This window comes from Arhodomonas sp. KWT (assembly GCF_010993615.1).
In genome coordinates this window covers 7,165-20,652 of sequence record NZ_WNXE01000004.1, presented here as the reverse complement: position 1 = coordinate 20,652, position 13,488 = coordinate 7,165, and the positions used below count along the sequence as shown (strand labels likewise).

The 13,488-nt window shown below is 67.7% G+C and carries 10 protein-coding genes; 7 read left to right on the top strand and 3 right to left on the bottom strand.

The window, feature by feature from the left end:
- Positions 1-26: 26 nt before the first annotated feature.
- Entirely contained in the window at positions 27-1,931 is a 1,905-nt protein-coding gene (locus G7A99_RS02015; protein WP_163138736.1) for a DUF294 nucleotidyltransferase-like domain-containing protein, read from the top strand.
- A gap of 3 nt (positions 1,932-1,934) precedes the next feature.
- On the top strand, positions 1,935-2,663 hold the full coding sequence (locus G7A99_RS02010; protein WP_018716942.1) for a 3'-5' exonuclease: 729 nt from the start codon (positions 1,935-1,937) through the stop codon (positions 2,661-2,663).
- A gap of 109 nt (positions 2,664-2,772) precedes the next feature.
- On the opposite strand, the gene G7A99_RS02005 is transcribed toward G7A99_RS02010, so the two are convergent.
- The 3 genes from G7A99_RS02005 to rlmKL form a co-directional block, all read right to left on the bottom strand.
- Positions 2,773-4,416: a BCCT family transporter gene (locus G7A99_RS02005; protein ID WP_018716941.1), complete on the bottom strand. Its 1,644-nt coding sequence runs from the start codon at positions 4,414-4,416 to the stop codon at positions 2,773-2,775.
- Positions 4,417-4,462: 46 nt separating this feature from the next.
- Positions 4,463-4,894 carry a universal stress protein gene (locus G7A99_RS02000; RefSeq protein WP_018716940.1) on the bottom strand — a complete coding sequence of 144 codons (432 nt, stop codon included), beginning with the start codon at positions 4,892-4,894 and terminating at the stop codon, positions 4,463-4,465.
- A gap of 231 nt (positions 4,895-5,125) precedes the next feature.
- Positions 5,126-7,279, bottom strand: a complete 2,154-nt coding sequence (rlmKL, locus tag G7A99_RS01995) for a bifunctional 23S rRNA (guanine(2069)-N(7))-methyltransferase RlmK/23S rRNA (guanine(2445)-N(2))-methyltransferase RlmL (protein ID WP_018716939.1) — start codon at positions 7,277-7,279, stop codon at positions 5,126-5,128.
- A gap of 330 nt (positions 7,280-7,609) precedes the next feature.
- Between rlmKL and proV the strand changes: the two genes are divergently transcribed.
- From proV to G7A99_RS01970, 5 genes are all read left to right on the top strand, one after another.
- Entirely contained in the window at positions 7,610-8,803 is a 1,194-nt protein-coding gene (gene proV, locus G7A99_RS01990) for a glycine betaine/L-proline ABC transporter ATP-binding protein ProV (RefSeq protein ID WP_018716938.1), read from the top strand.
- A gap of 6 nt (positions 8,804-8,809) precedes the next feature.
- Positions 8,810-9,658, top strand: coding sequence for a proline/glycine betaine ABC transporter permease (locus G7A99_RS01985; protein WP_018716937.1), 849 nt, complete (start codon positions 8,810-8,812; stop codon positions 9,656-9,658).
- An 81-nt stretch (positions 9,659-9,739) separates the two neighbouring features.
- Entirely contained in the window at positions 9,740-10,624 is an 885-nt protein-coding gene (locus G7A99_RS01980) for a glycine betaine ABC transporter substrate-binding protein (protein ID WP_018716936.1), read from the top strand.
- Between the two features lie 182 nt (positions 10,625-10,806).
- Entirely contained in the window at positions 10,807-11,082 is a 276-nt protein-coding gene (locus G7A99_RS01975; RefSeq protein ID WP_018716935.1) for an Lrp/AsnC family transcriptional regulator, read from the top strand.
- 62 nt (positions 11,083-11,144) lie between these two features.
- Positions 11,145-13,488 (top strand): DUF349 domain-containing protein (locus G7A99_RS01970; protein WP_163138735.1); only part of this gene is annotated, 2,344 nt, incomplete at its 3' end.

Here is a 13,488-nt window from a genome sequence, read left to right as displayed (position 1 = left end):
GAGCAGGCGACACGGGAGCGCTAGCCATGGACGTTGAACTCCTCGAGATCCGCCAGCACATGGGGCGTTTCCCCCCGTTCGACCGGATCTCCGACGACCTCCTGGACGAAGTGGCCGGGCAGGTCGAGGTCGCCTACTACAAGGCGGGTACGCCCATCCTGGAGCTCGATCAGCCGATCGAGCGTCTCTGCTACGTGCGCAGCGGCGCGGTGGAAGTCTACCGCCGCAGCGGGACCCTGTTCGACCGCCTCGGCGAGGGCGACGTCTTCGGGCACTTCAGCCTGTTGCGCAATCACCGCGTGCGCTTCCCGGCGACCGCCCTGGAAGACAGCCTGATCTACTTTATCCCCGAGACAGCGTTCTGGCGGCTGTGCGAATCCGACGACCAGTTCGCCGACTTCGTCGAGCTGGGCCGGCCCCGTCTGGAGGCGGCGGTGGAGGAGCAGCGCAAGAACAACGAGATGATGGTCACCCGGGTCCGCAAGCTCCTGACCCGGGCGCCGCAGATGGTCGAGTCGACCGTGTCCGTACAGCAGGCGGCGCAGCGGATCACCGCCTCCCAGGCCTCGGCGGTGCTGGTGGTGGACGCCGCCGTCGCGGACCCGCGCTATACCTACACCGACCGTGAGGGCCAGCAGTGGCAGGTCCGCGGCATCCTCACCGACAGCGATTTCCGTACCCGGGTGGTGGCGGAGGGGCGCTCGCCGGACACCCCGGTGGGCGAGGTGGTCGGCGACCGGCTGATCGCGATCCAGTCGGACGAGTCCGTCTACGAGGCGATGCTGTGCATGCTCCGCAATAACGTCCACCATCTGCCGGTCGTGCACCGCCGGCGTCCCGTAGGCATTGTTCACCTCTCGGACATCATCCGCTACGAGACCCAGAGCAGCCTCTACCTGGTCGACAGCATCTTCAATCAGCCCACGCCCGTGGGACTCGCGCGGCTGTTGCCGGACGTGCGCGCGGCGCTGGTACGCATGGTCAACGATGGCGCGGACTCGCGAATGATCGGTAGCGCCCTGTCGACGATCGGTCGCAGCTTCACCCGGCGGCTGCTGGAGCTCGCAGAACAGGTGCTCGGGCCGCCGCCCGTGCCTTACTGCTTCATGGTCATGGGCTCGATGGCCCGTGACGAGCAGACCATCGTCAGCGATCAGGACAATGCCCTGGTGCTGAGCGACGACTTCGATCCGGACAGTCACGACGCCTATTTCGAGGCGTTGGCGCGCTACGTGAGCGACGGTCTGGCCGCCTGCGGCTACAGCTACTGCAAGGGCGACATCATGGCGACCAACCCGCGCTGGCGCCAGCCCCTGTCGCAGTGGAAGGCGTACTTCCGGAACTGGATCGACGAGCCGACGCCGGAGCGCCTGCTGCACAGCTCCATCTTTTTCGACCTGGACGCGGTGTACGGTGAGAACCGGTTCGTGGAGGCACTACAGGACCTCGTCGCGGAAGGCGCGAAGGGCAACGAACGCTTCCTCGCGGCGATGGCGCGAAACGCGCTCAATCGCACGCCGCCACTCGGTTTCTTCCGCAACTTCGTCATGGAACACGACGGCCGCCACAACAACTCCATCAACCTCAAGCGCCGCGGAACAGCGCCACTGGTGGACCTCATCCGCGTCCACGCGCTCGCGTGCGGCGCCCGCGCGCAGAACTCCTTTGACCGACTGGATCAGATCGGGCGTACCCAGCTTCTGGGTCCGGGCGTGGCGGACCGGCTGCGTTACGCGCTGGAGTTCCTGACGATGTCGCGCATTCGCCACCAGGTGATCGACCTCGAGCAGGAGCGCGAGCCGGACAACAACATCGAGCCGGAAAACGTCCCGGACAGCGAGCGCCACAATCTCAAGGAGGCCTTCCAGGCCCTGAGCAATGCCCAGAAGTTCCTGAAGTTCCGCTACCCGGCGCCGACGCGGGGGCGTTAACCCGTGCGCGGGCGCTGGCGGTCACATAGCCGCTCCGGGGCGAACCAGTGGGGGCCGTACATCGCCGCCCGCGCCGCCGGGTCCCGGGTCCCGGCCCTGGCGCGGTACTATGGCGCCGGCCTGCCGTCGGCGGACACGCCGATCGGGGAGGTGTCCTTCCTGGCCCTGGATATCGAAACCACCGGCCTGGACGAGGCCCGCCACGCCATCGTGAGCGTCGGGGTCGTGCCTTTCGATCTCGACCGCATCCGCCTGGCAGACCGCCACTACTGGGTGGTGCATCCGCCCCGGGCGTTGAGCAGCCTCTCCGTTACCTTCCACCACATTACCCACACGGATATCGAGAACGCGCCGGATTTCGTGGAGGTGCTCCCGTCACTGCTGGAGGCGATGGCCGGCCGCGTGGTGGTCGTGCACTACCGCAACATCGAGCGCTCGTTCCTGGACGCTGCGGCGAAGGCCCGAGTCGGCGAGCACCTGTTGTTCCCCGTGGTCGACACGATGGCCATCGAGGCCCATCGCCACCGGCTGTCCCTGTGGGCCCGTTTCCGGCGGTGGCTGGGCCACCCGCCGGTGTCCATACGCCTCAATGACAGTCGCCAGCGTTACGGCCTGCCGGTTTACCAGGGGCACCACGCTCTGGTGGACGCGCTCGCCACCGCGGAGTTGTTCCAGGCGCAGGTGGCCACCCACCTCCGGCGGGACATGCCCGTGGGTCGACTCTGGAGCTAGGCAGGACGGCCACTCCGGTCACCACCGGTGGAGCGATGGTTTTCCGGGAACGGGATAACGGTGGGGAGGGCGCAGGGGGCGCCGGCGGCGCCCCCTGCGGTTCGGGGCGTCAGCCCCTGGGCTCGTCCTTGAGGCCTACGATGATGGCGTAGCACGCCGCGAGCAGGACCAGTGTGAACGGCAGGCCGGTGGAGATCACCATGGCCTGCAGGGCCTCGGCCCCGCCACCGACGAGCAGTGCGATGGCGATGGCGCCCTCGATGACCGCCCAGAACACACGCTGGGGCTTGGGCGCGTCCACCTTGCCACCGGCGGTGATGGAGTCGATCACGAGCGAGCCGGAGTCCGAGGACGTCACGAAGAACACGATCACCAGGACGATGCCGATGAAGGAGGTGATGGTGGTCAGCGGCATCTGCCCCAGCATCGCGAACAGCTTAAGCTCCAGAGCCGCCTCCTTCACGCCCTGGAAGCCATTGCTGACGAACTGGTCGATCGCCGCGCCACCGAAGGCCGTCATCCACAGCACCGAGATCACGGTCGGCACGAGCAGGACGGCGATGATGAACTCGCGCACGGTGCGGCCGCGGCTTACGCGCGCGATGAACATGCCGACGAAGGGCGACCAGGAGATCCACCAGGCCCAGTAGAAGGAGGTCCAGCCCTCCATGAAGTTCGAATCCTGGCGGCCGAACGGATTCGCCAGTGCCGGCAGGTCCGCGGCGTAGTTCCACAGGTTCTCGAAGAACCCGGAAAGGATCAGCATGGTCGGCCCGACGATGATGATGAACAGCAGCAGCAGGGCGGCAAGCACCATGTTGATCTGCGAGAGCCGCTGCACGCCCTTGTCCACGCCGAGCAGCACGGAGGTCAGCGCGACGCAGGTGATGCCGGTGATCAGCAGCACCATCGTCACCTCGCCACCCGGGATGCCGAACAGGTACTCCAGGCCGGCGGCCGCCTGTTTGGCGCCGAGACCGAGGGAGGTGGCGAGACCGAACAGAGTGGCGAACACCGCGACGATGTCGATAACGTGCCCGGGCCAGCCCCAGACCCGCTCGCCGAGGATCGGGTAGAAGATGGAGCGCATCGTCAGCGGCAGGCCCTTGTTGAACGAGAACAACGCCAGAGCGAGGGCGACGATGGCGTAGATACCCCAGGGGTGCAGGCCCCAATGGAAGATCGTGGCCGCCATGCCGAGGTTCAGAGCTGCCTGCTCGTTGCCCGGTGCACCGCCCAGCGGGGCCCAGTCACTGCCGCTCAGCGACGTGCCGAAGTGCGTCATGGGCTCGGCCACGCCGTAGAACATCAGGCCGATGCCCATGCCGGCGGCGAAGAGCATCGCGAACCAGCCCATGTAGCTGAAGTCGGGCTTCGCGTGCATGCCGCCCAGTCGGACCCGCCCGAGGGGCGTGAATATCAGCACTACGGCGAGTAGGACGAAGATGTTCGCGGAGAACAGGAAGAACCACGCCATGTTGTTGGTCAGCCACGGCCGCAGCGCCGTGAATGCCGGGCCGACCTGGTCCTGCAGCGCGAGCGTGATGATTACGAAGAACAGGATGATCAGCGCGGAGATGCTGAACACCTTGCCGTGCAGGTCGATTTCCAGGCCGAACTTGGTGGTGGCGACGTTGTCCTGCCCGATGACGTAATCGGTATCGATGAGATTGGCCGGCCCCTCCGGTGCGGGCACGCCGACCGAGCCGTTGTCCGGCTCCTGTGCGTTGTTGTCGTTTGACTGCTTATCCACGGTAGTGACCCCTTTCGGAGAAATTGGAGTGGGTGTGGGCCGTCGGTTATCCGTCGCGGTTGTGTACGCGTACGAGGAACACCGACTGTTCCGTGTGCGCGGCGATCCTGTCGCCGTGGGAGGGCATGACGGCGTCGAGATGACGCGGCAGGTGAGTGGCCATGACCACCAGGTCCGCGCCGGTGTCCTCGATCGCCTGGAGAAGGACGTCGTCGAGATCGGCGATCGGATCCGGTGAGGTGATCATGCGTGCGCTCGCCCGCTGGCCGTGATCACCGGCCTGTTCCCGTGCGAACGCCTCGAGCTTCTGCTGGTACTCCTCGGGCGTGCGGGCCACGCTGCCGGGTGTGGTGGCAGTCACGCCCACGTAGCAGACTTCGGCGCCATAGTGACGCGCCAGATCCGAGGCCGTCTTGAGTGCGGGTTGTAGGACTTCCAGGTGTGCCAGGTCCACCGGCACCATGATCTTCGAGTACATTCTGCCTGTCTCCCAGTGCTGCTTTCGACTGTATTGCAAGCGCCTGGAGCCGGCCCGGCTCGGAGTCGGCAGGGCCGTCGGCCCCCGGCTTTTTGGAGGGCCTGCCTCTTCTTTTTCTCGTCACGGTACCTTGGCGTGGCGCGAAGTGCCACGCGTGCGGCATCACCGTACGTCGCGCGGAGTCTACAGACAGACGCGCCGCAGCCCAATGCCGGCGCGCCGGACAGGCGGTCAGGCGCGGCTGACCAGCCAGCTCCGGTGGGGAGGCGGGCGGCGCGGGAAGTCGGCCGGAACGGTCTCGGAGGTGATCTCGCGGGTCACGAGGCCGAGCGTCCCGAGCCGTGGCCCGTCCAGGCTGAAGCGGACGCGGTTGGTGACGAAGTACAGCACTCCCGCGGGGGCGAGCAACGCCGACGCGGCCTCGATCAGCTCGACGTGGTCCCGCTGGATGTCGAGGGACGTGCCGCCGTGGCGTGAACGTGAGACCGACGGCGGATCCAGCAGGACGCGGTCGAAGCGCTCGCCGCGCTCGGCCGCCTCGGTGAGCCATTCCCTGCAGTCGGCCCGGAAGATCCGGTGGGAGGCAGGATCGATACCGTTGAGACCCATGTTGCCGCGTAGCCAGGCAAGGTACGTGCGTGACAGGTCCACGCTGGTGGTGTGAGCACCGGCCATCGCGGCCTGCACGGTGGCGCTGCCCGTATAGCAGTAGAGGTTCAGCACCTGCAGGCCGTCTGCGCCGTCCGCGAGGCGGCGGCGGATCCCGCGGGAGTCCAGGAACAGCCCCGTGTCGAGGCGCTCTGTCAGGTTCACCCGCAGCCGGGCACCGCCTTCGTGAACGATACGCTCCAGCGCGTGCTCGCCCTGGCGCTCGTACTGACTGCCCGTGCGCCGGCGCCGCCGGATCTTGAGTACGACCGCCTCCGGGGCGAGTTCCAGCACCTCGGCGACAGCGGCGATTGCGGCACGCCGCCGCCGCTCGGCCTTGCGCGGGGCGATCTTCTCCGGCGGCGCGTATTCCGCGACGTGGGCGCAGACGCCTTCCTCGCCGTTGTAGACATCCACTGCGAAGGCGTACTCGGGCAGGTCGGCGTCGTAAACGCGAAACGCGTCGACGCCCTCGCGCCGCGCCCAGCGGCGGCGGTGACGGAGGTTCTTGCGCAGCCGGTTGACGAGGTCCGCGGGGGCGTCCGCGGTCGCCGTCCGTTGTGGCGCGGCCGGCTCGGCCGCGAGGGTATAGAGGCCGAGCCGCGCCGGCAGCCGTGCGTTGTGAAAGCGATAGACCCGGTCCGCCCGCAGGCCCAGGGCGGCAAGCAGCTGGGAGTGGCCGGTGAACACCGCCATCCGCCATCCCGGAACGGCGGTGCGGGCCCAGTCCCCCAGGGCCATGTACAGCCGTTCCACCGGCCGGTTGGTCTCCAGGCGCTGGCCCCAGGGCGGATTGGTGATCAGCAGGCCGGCCGTCACGTCGCCGGGGCCAGCCCAGTCCTGCACATCGCCGGTGCGGAACGTGATGCGGCCCTCGAGGCCGGCACGAACGGCGTTCTCGCGGGCGACCCGGATCGCCTCCGGATCGATGTCTCCGGCAAAAAGCGGCGGCAGACGGTGAAGGCCGTCGCGGGCGCGCTCCCGCGCTTCCTCGAGCAGGGCCCGCCAGGTGTCCGCTGGGAACCCCCGCCAGAAGCGGGTGCCAGAGGGCTCGCGATGAAGCCCGGGGGCGATGTCCGCGGCCATCATGGCCGCCTCGACCACCAGTGTGCCGGCCCCGCAGAACGGGTCGGCGAAGGCGCCGCCGCGCTCCGCGACGGCAGGCCAGCCCGCGCGCACGAGCAGCGCGGCGGCGAGGTTCTCCTTGAGCGGCGCCTCGCGGGCGGCGCGACGGTATCCGCGGCGGTGCAGTGCGCCACCGCCGATATCGATGTAGACGCTCGCGTGGGACCCGGACAAGCGGACGTTGCAGCGCAGGGCTTCACCGCCGGGGTTCGCCGTCGGTGCCTCGAGGCCGAGGTCGTGAAAGCGCGCACGTATGCCATCCTTGGTCACGCGGGCGCTGTGCCGGCTGTCGCGCAGCGAGGCGTTATGGCCGGTGAAGTCCACCACGAAAGGCGTGTCCGCCGTGAGGTGCGCTTCCCAGGGCAGGGCGCGCACGCACGCGAGCAGGGCCTGCTCGTCCGCCGCGTCGCCGCTGCCGAGAGTCAGCAATACCCGCGAGGCGAGACGCGACCACAGACACGCCCGCAACGCCGTGGCGACGTCGCCCTGCCAGGTCACGCCGGCACGGGTCTCGCGGGCACCGACGACACCGAGCGCGGTCAGCTCGTCGCGGAGAAGGCCCTCGAGATTGCGGGGAACGGCGGCGAAAAAAGCGTGATCTGTATCGCTCATTCTGTCCCTGTGAAGACGGGTTGGAGACGCGCCCGTGTTGCGAATCGGCCGGTGCGTGACTATACCAGTCGCGTGGCCCGGAACGGGCGCCGACTAGCCAGTCGCGGCATGGCATGGTAGGTTGAAATAAGTGGGCCTTAAGGTTTTCCTGAGTTTTCATAGATGCCGCCTATTGCGTGGACGGGGCAAGATCACGATAGGCGGAGGATGAAAACTAACGGGATTTCCCACGTCCGGCCCGGCCGCGGTCGCTTTGCGGCGGTTATCCGGACGCGCTTGCGTGCTGATCGATCAAGATGAACTGAAAGCAGACGAAGGGCTACACTCCGCATGACTGACAAGATAGTCGTCGAGGATCTCTACAAGGTCTTCGGCCCCGATCCGGATGAGGCGCTACGCCTTCTGGAGCAGGGGCTCAACAAGGACGAGATCTTCGAAAAAACCGGCAACACGGTCGGCGTCCAGCAGGCCAGCTTCTCTATCCAGGAAGGTGAGATATTCGTGATTATGGGGCTGTCCGGTTCGGGCAAGTCGACCATGGTGCGCATGCTCAACCGCCTCATCGAGCCCACGCGGGGCAGTGTCTACATAGACGGCCAGGACGTGACGTCGATGAGCAAGTCGGAGCTGATCAACCTGCGCCGCCATGACATGAGCATGGTGTTCCAGTCTTTCGCGCTGATGCCGCACCGGACTGTCCTCGAGAACGCCGCCTTCGGCCTGGAGGTTGCGGGTACCGAGCGTGGCGAGCGCGAGAACAAGGCGCTGGAGGCGCTCGAGCAGGTGGGCCTGAAGGCCAACGCCAACAGCTACCCGGACGAGCTCTCCGGCGGCATGCAGCAGCGCGTTGGCCTTGCCCGCGCGCTGGCCGTGGGGCCGTCGATCATGCTCATGGACGAGGCGTTCTCGGCACTCGACCCGCTGATCCGCACGGAGATGCAGGACGAGCTGCTGGCGCTGCAGCAGAAGCACAAGCGCACCGTGGTGTTCATCTCCCACGACCTGGATGAGGCCATGCGCATCGGTGATCGCATCGCCATCATGCAGGGCGGCTTCGTGGTGCAGGTCGGCACCCCCGAGGAGATCGTGAGCAACCCGGCAAACGACTACGTCCGCTCGTTCTTCTATGGGGTGGACGTCAGCCAGGTCTACACCGCCGGCGACATCGCCAACCGTAAGCAGGTCACGGTCATCGAGCGCCCGGGGATGAGCGTCAATGCGGCGCTGGAGCGCATGCGCCAGCACGACCGCGACGTCGCGGTCGTGATCGACCGGGGTCGCCAGTACCAGGGCACGGTGAGCATGGACTCGCTGAACGCCCTGCTCGACAAGGGTGGCGAGCCCGAGTACGCGGACGCGTTCCTCGAGGAGGTCGAACCCATACCGGACGACACGCCCATGCAGGAGGTCGTCGGCAAGGTGGCGGGCAGCCGCTGGCCGCTGCCGGTGGTGGATGCTGACGGCAAGTACCTTGGGAGCATCTCCAAGACCTCCATTCTGCGGACGCTGGACCGGACGGGGTAATCAGACATGGCGAGTATCTTCCCAGACAACTACCAGCTACCGATCGGCGAGTACGTCGAGCTCGGCGTCGACTGGGTCCAGAACAACCTCACCGGCATGCTGGACGGCATCGCGGCGGTGATCGGGTTCGTCGCGGACGGTCTCGAGGGGATCCTGAGTTTCCTGCCGCCGGAGGTGCTGGCGCTGATCATCGTCGGCATCGCCTTCTGGCGCGTGGGCTGGCGTTTCGGGGTGTTCGCCCTGCTCGCGATGCTGGTCATCCTGGGCATGAACCTGTGGGACGAAACCGTGCAGACGCTGGCGCTGGTGCTCGCTTCGAGCTTCGTGGCGCTGGTCGTCGGGATACCTGTGGGGATCTGGATGGCGCGCAACGAGATCGTCGAGCATATCGTGCGCCCGATACTGGACTTCATGCAGACGATGCCGGCATTCGTGTATCTCATCCCCGCGGCGATCTTCTTCGGCCTCGGGAAGGTGCCGGGCACCATCGCCACGGTGATCTTCGCGATGCCGCCGGTGGTGCGTCTGACCAACCTCGGTATCCGGCAGGTGAGCAAGGAGAAGGTCGAGGCGGGGCTCGCGTTCGGCTGTACCGACCGGCAGCTGCTGTTCAAGGTTCAGGTGCCGCTGGCGATGCCCTCGATCATGGCGGGCATCAACCAGACCATCATGCTGGCGCTGTCGATGGTGGTCATCGCCTCGATGATCGGTGCCGGCGGCCTTGGCAACACGGTGCTTACCGGTATACAGCGCCTGAATGTGGGGCTCGGTTTCGAGGGCGGGCTCGGCGTGGTCATCCTCGCCATCCTGCTTGACCGTATCACCCAGAGTTTCGGGCAGCGCTCGCGCAAGTAGCGGGCGCCGCCAGTCGGCAATCGGCGCCGTTCGCTCGTACGAATAGGCGTCGACTAATGTAGCAACAGAGGAGAGCAGAACATGCTCGGAAAGACCTCGAAAATCGTACTGTCCGCAGTCCTCGGACTCGGCATGGTTACCGGCGCCCAGGCGCAGTCCAACGAGCCGGTGCGCATCGGCTGGACCGCCTGGTCCGACGCGGAGTTCGTGACCAAGCTGGCCTCGAACCTCATCGAGAATCGCCTCGACCGCGACGTCGAGCTGGTTCAGACCGATATCGCCCCGCAGTACCAGGGTGTCGCTAACGGCGATATCGACGTGATGCTCATGTCCTGGCAGCCGGGCACGCACGCGGACTACCTGGACAAGGTCAACAGCGACGGCGTCAAGGCGATCAACCTGGGTCTGCTGTACGGCTATGCGCGTCTGGGCTGGGCGGTGCCGAATTACATCCCGAAGAGCGAGCTCAACTCCATCGAGGATCTCAAGAAGGACAGCGTCCGCGAGAAGCTCGACGGGACCATCACGGGTATCGACCCGGGTGCCGGCCTGACGCGCCTGTCGAAGAAGACGATCGAGGATTACGGCCTCGATGACTACAACCTGCAGACCTCCAGTGGTGCCGGCATGACCGCGGCCCTGGATCGCGCGGTCAAGCGTGACAACTGGATCGTCGTGACCGCCTGGAGCCCGCACTGGCTGTTCGGCGCCTACGACATGCGTTATCTGAAGGACCCGAAGGGCACGCTCGGCAGCTACGAGCGGATCCACGCGTTCGCGAACGTGGGCTTCTACCAGCGTGACCCCGAGGTCGCGATGTTCCTCTCGCGCATGCAGATCCCGCTGGACGAGCTCGAGGCGGCGATGTACGACGCGCAGCAGACCTCCTACGAGAAGGCGGTGCAGAAGTACATCGACAACAACAAGGCCCGGGTCGACTACTGGGTCACCGGCGACGTCAAGTAAGTACGTCCCGGTCCGCAGGGCTCCGCGCGACGGGGCCCGCTGTAAACCCCCGCCTTCGGGCGGGGGTTTTTTCGTGTGCGGCCACGGTCCGCGCCGTCATGACGGTAGGCGGCGCCCGCCAGCGCGCATTAGAATGCGGCTTTCCGGGGCGGAGGGCCCCAGCCAACAGGGAGAACCTGGCAATGGTAACCGCAATCGTCCTGCTCAACGCCGCCCGTGGTCGTGTCAACGAGGTCGCCGGCACCCTTGCCGATATCGACGGCATCTCCGAGGTGTACTCCGTCGGTGGCCGCTACGATCTCGTTGTTATCATCCGTGTGCCCAGCAATGAGGCGCTTGCCGAACTGGTCACCGAACGTATGCAGACCCTCTCCGACATCGAGGAGACCGAGACGCTGATCGCTTTCCGCGCCCAGAGCCGTCACGACCTGGAGAGCATGTTCAGCATCGGCCTGTGAGTGCGGACCGGCTGCCGGGGGATGACGGGGCGGCGCTGTGACGCAGCAATACAGGAGACGGCATGCTGTTTGAACGCTTTCGACGGCCCCGCTGGGCGCACCGGGATCCGGAGGTGCGCCGCGCGGCGGTAATCGCGCTCGATATCGCGGATGAGGAACAGGGCGGAACGCTTGCCCGTCTGGCGGAGGACGATCCGGATGCGGGCGTCCGTGCCGCGGCGGTGCGACGACTGGATGACCTGGCGCTGCTCGAGCGCGCCCTTGATGGCGACCCGGAGGCGCCGGTGCGGGAATGCGCCCGGGCACGCTACTGTCAGCTGCTGACCGGGGGCGACACCCTGTCCATGGCGCACCGGGAGTCCGCGCTGCAGGCCTGCGCGGATCCCCAGATCGTCGCTCACGTGGCGCGCGGGGCGCGTGAAGAAGGTCTTCGGCGTCTTGCCCTGGAAAGGACGACGGACCCCGGCGTGCTGGCGGAGGCGGCACTCCACGATCCGGTCGCTCGCCTGCGCCAACTGGCGCTGGAGCGGATCGACGACGAGCCCACGCTCCGTGAGATCGCCGACCGTGGCCGGGCGCTGGACCGCCGCATAGTGCGCCTGGCGCGTCAGCGCCTGGACGCAATCATGGAGGCACGGGAGGCCGAGCGGGATGCCCGCGCGGTACTGGAGGACCTGTGCCGGCGCCTGGAGGGGCTCGCCGAGGTGCCGGCCGGACGGGAAACGGCCGCCGAGCGCGAGCGTATCGGAAACCGCTATGACGCACTGCCGCCGCTTGATGTCCCCGATCTGATTGAGCGCTTTGAGCGGGCGTGGGCGGCGATCGGCGAAGCGCTTGAGCGGGCGGGCCGTGAGGCGGCCGCCGGCGACGCGGAAGCGCCTCCTGCCGGGGCCGCGGCGAACGCGCCGGCAGCGGTGGGTGCCGGCGAGGTGATGGCGGAGCTGGAGGCCGCGGGTGCGCCGTCCATGGAACGGCTCAACCGCCTGGAACGGGCGGTCGGGGAAGGACGATACGCTGACGGCGACGAGGCCCGGCGGGCACGCCTGTGGCTCGAGGCCGGCCGGCGTTACGTAACGCTGGCCGAGCGGCTCTCCGATCCAGGCGGCGACCTCCATTCGCTCACCGAGCTGGCTGAGCGGCTGAATTGGCCGGAAGAGCTGCCGTCACCTCCGGAGGTGACGGCGCTGCACGGGGCGATCCGGGAACGCCGGCAGGCGGCGGACGAGGCGCGTAAGGACGAGCGCGCGGACAACGAACGCTCGGCCGCGCTGGAGGCCCTGGACGCGGCGCTGGACGCCGCCGACGAGGCGTTGTCCGCCGGTGAACTGCGTCGTTCGCGCCGGGCGGTGGGGCAGGTCCGCCGCGCACTCGAGGACGTTCCGGGGTCGCTGGATCCCGGCCGCGACCGCCGGGTCGCAAGGGTCCGGGCACGTCTGGCCGAGCTGCGCGACTGGCGCCACTTCGCGGTCGCGCCCAAGCAGGAAGGCCTGTGCGAGGCAATGGAAGCCCTCGGTCAGGGTGACGGCCTGGAGCCGGAGGCGCGCCTGGCCCGTATAGGCGAGCTGTTCGAGGAATGGAAGGCCACTGGGGGATCCGATTCCGCCGGCACACGTGCGCTGTGGCAGCGCTTTCAGACCGCCGCGGAGCAGGCGCGGGAGAGTTGCCGGGAATGGCAGGAGGCCGAAGCGGCACGGCGTGAGGCCAATCGTGAAGGCCGGCAGACGGTGTGCGGCCAGCTCGAACGGTTCCTCGACGAGACCGACACGGACACGCTGGCACTCGCGGAGCTGGAACGGATCCGCCGAACGGCCCGTGATGACTGGCGGGGCTTCGCGCCCGTGGACCGCCGCGGTACCCGCGGTCTGACCCGCCGTTTCGAGGGATTGATGAACACGCTCTCCGAGCGGATCGATGCGCGGCGCGAGCAGGCCCGCGAGGCGAAGACGGCACTCGTCGCGGAGGCGGAAGCCTTGGCCGAGGCGGATGATCCCGAGCGTGCCGCTGAGCACGCCAAGGCCCTCCAGGAACGGTGGAAGGCCTCGGAATCGGCACGGCCGAAGGACGAGCGCGCGCTCTGGCGGGCCTTTCGTGCCGCGTGTGACCGGATCTTCGAGCGGCGGGACGCCGCGCGCCGCACGCGCCGTGCGGAAGGTGACGACCGGATTGCCCAGGGGGAGCGCGTCTGCGAGGCGGTGGAGGCACTGATCCCGTCCGAAGGGGGAGAGCGGCCCGCCGACGGAGAAATCGCGGCCGCCGTGGCGGATGCCCGCGCGCGGCTGGAGGCCGCCGGTCTTCCGGACAGCCGTCGCGGTCACGGTGTGCGACGCCGCTTCGAGCGGGCCTGTGCGACGCTCGACGCCCTCGCCGGCGAGCAGCGGGCGCAGGCGCGCGTTGCGTTGCTGCCGC